The sequence below is a fragment of the Cellvibrio sp. genome (assembly GCF_053579595.1).
This window is the reverse complement of sequence record NZ_JBRFPI010000308.1, coordinates 1-5,608: the sequence shown is the minus strand read 5'-3', so window position 1 is coordinate 5,608 and position 5,608 is coordinate 1. Positions and strand designations below refer to the sequence as shown.

The window sequence follows — 5,608 nt, the reverse complement described above, 5'->3', positions numbered from 1 at the left end:
TTATCTTGTGCGCGCGCAAGCGCACTGACTCACTGTCGCCCTCCGCCAGTTGCGCTGCCATTTCCGTATCGGCATGCTGCTGGCTCGCAACAAAACCGATAATCAATTTGCGCAGCAAGGGCCAATTGCCACCCGTGCGAAGCATAGCGCCAGCGATATCAAAACCGGGCAAATCCATCATCGCATTTGTGCTCGCCGTGCTAGCCTCGCAACTTGCATTCGGTGGCAACGCGGCACCAACAGGTAGCTCCGCCGCCATTTCATTTGCAGAAATATAGCGATTCAACACGGCAAATAATTTATCGGGCTCAACCGGTTTGGTGAGATGTTCATTCATACCCGCCGAGATACTTTTCTCGCGGTCCTCGTCGAATGCATGCGCCGTCATCGCCACTATGGGCACGGTCGCCGCACGCCCGGTCATACTGCGAATATGCTGCGCGGTGGTTAGGCCATCCATCACCGGCATTTGAATATCCATTAACACCAGTGCGGGAATATCCTGTGCAAAAAAATCTAACGCCTGTTGACCGTTTTCAGCCCAAGCCAGACGCAAACCACTGGTAGCGAGCAAATTGGCAATCACCTGATAATTAATGTCGTTGTCATCCACTATCAACACTTGTTGCCCGCTGAATTGGGGAGCCGACACAGTATCATCATGCACTTCTATCCCCAGCCCCAGCAGCCGCCCGACCAACGAATGCAAGATCAGCGGATGAAATAAATAACCATCAACCTGAAACGAAAAACTGGAATCCATGCCGGGCATTTCCACCGCAATCAATTTCAGTTGGGGCTTCGCCTGCTTCAGCGCCATTAACTGTGCTGCATCAACTTGCGCTGCCAAACGCCCGTCCAAAAATAACCAGGTGTCACTGCCTGCCGCCAAATCCTGCCAGTGAAACTCTTGCCAACTGGTTACCACTTGATAATGAACAAGCCCCAAGCGCGCGAGGCTCTCGCGCAGGTAAATTGATAAACCGTCACCGCGCATCAGCAACACCAGGCGGAGCGAATCGCGCCGAGACAGAAGGCAATTTGGCAATTGCGCGGGCATCACTATTTCAAGTGGCAAACGCACACTGAAACTCGATCCGGCGCCGGGTGTGCTACTCACATGAACACTGCCCGCCATGGCATCCACAATTTTTTTGCAAATCGCCAAGCCCAACCCTGTGCCGCCGTAATTGCGGGTAATCGAGGAATCTGCCTGCACAAAGGGCTCAAAGATTTTTTCTACTTGCCCAGCAGCGATGCCAATTCCGGAATCGCACACGCAGATTTCAACCTGAGTGTCTTGCAGCAAATTCAAGCTGATACGCACAAAACCGGCGTGGGTAAACTTGATGGCATTGCCCACTAAATTGCACACCAATTGCTTTACGCGCAGCTCGTCAACCATGAGCTGCGCAGGAAAATCAGGGGAAAATTCACACACAAACTCTAACCCGCGTCGCTCTGCCTCTAGCGCAAAAGGAGGCATGACCCCCGCCAGTGACGCCGCCAAATCGGCAGGAGCGAGGGACAGTTGCACCGTGCCCGACTCAAAGCGCGAGACATCGAGTAAATCATTAATCAACGCAAGCAATAATTGGCCTGATTGGGCAGCGGTCGCCAAGAGATATTGCTGGCGCTTTCGCTCGCTCACTTTCGCCGCTGCACTGAGCATGCCCAGTACACCGTTGAGCGGTGTGCGCATCTCATGGCTCATGTTCGCGAGAAATTCACTTTTTGCGCGCGAATTAGCGAGAGCAAGATCGCGCGCAATCTCCAGTTCGCGGGTGCGCTCACGCACCTGTGCCTCGCGCTCATCCACCAATGTGTGCAATTGCTCGTTAACCGTAAACAACTCGCGACTCTTGTTCTCCAACAGCTCCTCAGCCGCGAGCCGTGCTTGCCGCTCGCGCTCAAATCGCCGTTGCATGCGCTCTAATGCATCGTCTGCCATGGGCGCTACGCCAGCCGGGTGATGAGAAATACAACTTGGGGGACCGGTTCCATCTGCACGTGTGAGCGCTCTATACGCAGCAACTCGTTAAAGTGACCGGCACATCCCTCGATGAGGCCTTCCGCAAGATCGGGAAGATTGCGTGTGGATTCGTAAATTAGCTCCAGCGTATCGGCACTGACATCGCGGTAACTAAAGACCGGTAATTCAGCATCCGGATACAGCTTTCTCACTTCCACATGGATATGCCTATCAACCTCGCGCAACACATCAAACGTCGAGCGGGCAGAGGCAAAGAAGATAGGAAATTTTTTAACAAACGAGCCGGCGAGAAACACCCCGAAGGCTTTGACGAGCGCAGGAACCGGAGCATCCAATCGCCGCGACAGCTCCACCACGTAACCAACCAGCTCATTGATATCGTAGGTACCCACACTGGTGTATGCACCGTTTGAAGCCGGGTTGGTGGCATCGATCAGGTCATCGACCATCTCCAAGCCCCACCGCTGCTCCACCATATCCATAAATTCGGTAAACACGATCCCCTTCATAAACTGCCCCTCGCAACTGGAATGCTTAAAGCTTAGTCAACTATGAGAGGTTGGCAGAACAATCTTCTGCTAAGCATATTTATGCATTCTGAGGAGCAAAAAATCAGAACTCAGCGATCATTTCCGTTGCCTGACCATCAAAAAAGTATCGGCTGTAAAGTAAATAAACACTGCCAAAAGAGCGATCTGTGCCGCAACTGTAAGCTCCGCTCGATTACCTTGCGCAAGGGATGCAAAGCCACAAAACACCGCAGTTGCAATAAACAGTATCTGCGCAGCACGTTTCGAGTGAGATGGGTTCTTTACTGCGCCAGAAAAATACCAGCCAAAACCTGAGTAGATAAAAAGTGCAATCATCGCCATAAACGCGAGTGAAACGTAGGGATCAAGCGCTGCAGGAATTACTTCTGCAAATTTGAGCAAGACGGGAATCAGCATCAAGCCGGTGAGAACCCCGGTAACTTTATAGCGGGCTGGCAGTGCAATTGTGAGTATCGATTGAACGGCGCGAGGATTGTCTGGCAATACCTCGTCAGAAAGTTCGGCGAGTGAAATACCAAAGGTGGCCGCAAGGCATACATGGGTTTCACGGGACGCATTGCCCTCGGCTTCAACGCGCTGAATGGTGCGTAAACTCAAACCAGATGCGAGCGCCAGCTGATCTTGCGACCAACCGTGTTCACTGCGAAAACGGCGAACTTTAGCTGAGGATATTTTCATTTCTTGTGCGTAATGTTCCATACATCAAACTCCGGTGAGTGGTTAAGTCACTGGAGCTTATAAGTTTACGTGAAACGGGATGGACGACAGTTGGCCGCCAGCCTACGACAGCAACCCGCCAGATAGCTAACCCGCCTTCTCCGGTGGCGGCGCAACCCGCAATACCTCTTCCATAGTCGTTAAGCCTGCAGCCACTTTTTGTGCGCCGGACAAGCGCAGTGTGCGCATACCTTCTTTCATCGCCAAACGGCGCAAGTCCTGCAAGTTGCAGTCGGGGACGATTTTTTCTTTGAGGTTTTCCGACAACATCAAAATTTCGTACAGCCCCTGGCGCCCTAAATAACCGGTATTGCGGCACTCAAGGCAACCTACCGGGCGATAGACTTTGGCGGGCACATTTACTTTCCAGGGCGCAACCAATTCCTGCCAGTGCTCATGGGTGATTTGCCCTTCCTCCTTGCAGTGCGGGCAGAGGGTGCGCACCAGGCGCTGAGCCATCACGCCCAGCAAGGTGGCGTTGATCAGGTAGGAGGGAATCCCCAAATCCAGCAGTCGCGCAATGGTCGAGGGGGCATCGTTGGTGTGCACAGTCGATAGTACCAAGTGGCCGGTGAGAGCGGCTTGCACTGCCATCTGCGCGGTTTCCAGGTCGCGGATCTCGCCCACCATGATGATGTCCGGGTCTTGCCGCATCAGGCTGCGGATACCGGCGGCGAAATCCAGCCCGATTTTGTGGTGTACCTGTGTCTGGTTAAAGCGCTCTTCTACCATCTCGATCGGGTCTTCGATGGTGCTGACGTTGACCTCATCGGTGGCGACCTGCCGCAGCGATGAGTAGAGCGTGGTCGTCTTACCGGAACCGGTCGGGCCGGTCACCAGCAAAATCCCGTTGGGGCGGGTGAGCATGGAGTGCCAGCGCGCATAGTCGTCACCCACCAAGCCCAAATCGGCAAAACTCCGCAGCAGCACTTCCGGATCGAAAATCCGCATCACCAGTTTCTCGCCAAAGGCAGTCGGCAGTGTGGACATCCGCAGTTCGATTTCACTGCCATCGCTGCGGCGGGTTTTGATTCGGCCATCCTGCGGCTTGCGTTTTTCGGCGATATCCATGCGCGCCAACACCTTGAAACGGCTGGTGACAGCAGTGGAGACATTGGCGGGTAATTCGTAGACGTAGTGCAACACGCCATCGATGCGGAAGCGGATGCGCCCTACCTCCCTGCGCGGTTCTATGTGGATATCCGAAGCGCGCTGGTCGTAAGCGTACTGAAGCAGCCAGTCCACGATCTTGACGATATGCTGGTCATTGGCATCCGGATCGCTGGCTTTGCCGAGCTCAACCAACTGCTCAAAATTGGTGATCGCTGAGGCCGCCGTCGCCCCGCTGGCGCCGGAGACAGAGCGCGCCAGGGTGTAAAACTCCACCATAAAGCGCTCGATATCGGCCGGGTTGGCGACCACCCGTTTCACCGCCCGGCGCGCCACATGCTCCACTTGCGGCTCCCAGCCCGCCATAAACGGTTGGGTACATGCGACCACGACATGATCTGACTCGACTTTGACGCAGAGGATGCCGTGGCGTTTGGCGAAGGCGTAACTCATCACCTCGGTACACTTGGCGACATCGATTTTCATCGCATCAATATGAAATAGCGGCAGGCGCGCCTTGGTGGCCAGCCATTCGGTGAGGGTATCGCCATCCAGGCTTTTACCGGGGCGCTGGACATCGTCCAGGTTTTGGGTGGCGATGTAGGCGAGCGGGTGCATGATGGCCTGCTCGCGGGTGCGCGAGGCACCGAGCAGCATATTGGCATCGACCTGTTTCATGCGCCCATCGGCAACCAGATCCTGAATCAATCCGCGCAAATCCAACACCCGATCCAACACCTGCGCCATCTTATAGTTCCTGTTTATTAATTTGAGTTCAGGGGATTGTAGCGCCTCGCGCGCTGAGCGTCTGCCCAGTAGCGCGCAAGCTGGTATTTCCCCCTGTGGCAGCTAGGCTCAAGTCTGCAGAAATGATTGACCACTCCAGCGCGCTTGCACCGGAGTCAAACTCAAAAAACGGTCACAATTCCGTCATAAAAATGTAACAAAGCCGCGTGACCCTGAGGGGCGATCTTTCTATACTGCACGCACTTTTTACCGGAGGGGTAATTGATGCCTTTTGCAAACCTGTCAAACCTGTTTGGCCGCTCGCCCATCAAACCCATGCAGGAACATATGGCGCTGGCGGTGCAAGCCGCCGCCGAGCTGACCAGCTTCTTCGAAGCGGTGACCAGCGACGATTGGCCGCGCGCCAGCGAGATCCAACAGCGTGTGGTGCAATTCGAACATCAGGCAGACGAGATCAAAAAGCAACTGCGCCTGCATCTCCCCAAAAGCC

At 54.5% G+C, this 5,608-nt stretch carries 5 protein-coding genes; 1 reads left to right on the top strand and 4 read right to left on the bottom strand.

The window, feature by feature from the left end:
• The 4 genes from ACWA6V_RS16410 to ACWA6V_RS16395 form a co-directional block, all read right to left on the bottom strand.
• On the bottom strand, positions 1–1,951 hold a 1,951-nt coding region (locus ACWA6V_RS16410; RefSeq protein ID WP_449523501.1), incomplete at its 3' end, for an ATP-binding protein.
• A 5-nt stretch (positions 1,952–1,956) separates the two neighbouring features.
• On the bottom strand, positions 1,957–2,502 hold the full coding sequence (locus ACWA6V_RS16405) for a heme NO-binding domain-containing protein (RefSeq protein ID WP_449523500.1): 546 nt from the start codon (positions 2,500–2,502) through the stop codon (positions 1,957–1,959).
• A 117-nt stretch (positions 2,503–2,619) separates the two neighbouring features.
• Positions 2,620–3,243 (bottom strand): helix-turn-helix domain-containing protein, encoded by a 624-nt coding sequence (locus ACWA6V_RS16400; RefSeq protein ID WP_449523499.1) that lies wholly within the window; start codon positions 3,241–3,243, stop codon positions 2,620–2,622.
• 105 nt (positions 3,244–3,348) lie between these two features.
• The gene (locus ACWA6V_RS16395) at positions 3,349–5,118 is read right to left on the bottom strand and encodes a GspE/PulE family protein (protein WP_449523498.1); all 1,770 of its coding nucleotides are present in this window, start codon (positions 5,116–5,118) and stop codon (positions 3,349–3,351) included.
• A 264-nt stretch (positions 5,119–5,382) separates the two neighbouring features.
• On the opposite strand from ACWA6V_RS16395, the gene ACWA6V_RS16390 reads away from it, so the two are divergent.
• Positions 5,383–5,608, top strand: a 226-nt coding sequence (locus ACWA6V_RS16390) for a DUF47 family protein (RefSeq protein ID WP_449523497.1), incomplete at its 3' end; no start/stop codon positions are given.

Excerpts from the sequence above, each read along its gene's own strand:
- ACWA6V_RS16405 (WP_449523500.1), bottom strand. The coding sequence starts at position 2,502 with ATGAAGGGGATCGTGTTTACCGAATTTATGGATATGGTGGAGCAGCGG.
- ACWA6V_RS16400 (WP_449523499.1), bottom strand. The coding sequence starts at position 3,243 with ATGGAACATTACGCACAAGAAATGAAAATATCCTCAGCTAAAGTTCGC.
- ACWA6V_RS16395 (WP_449523498.1), bottom strand. The coding sequence starts at position 5,118 with ATGGCGCAGGTGTTGGATCGGGTGTTGGATTTGCGCGGATTGATTCAG.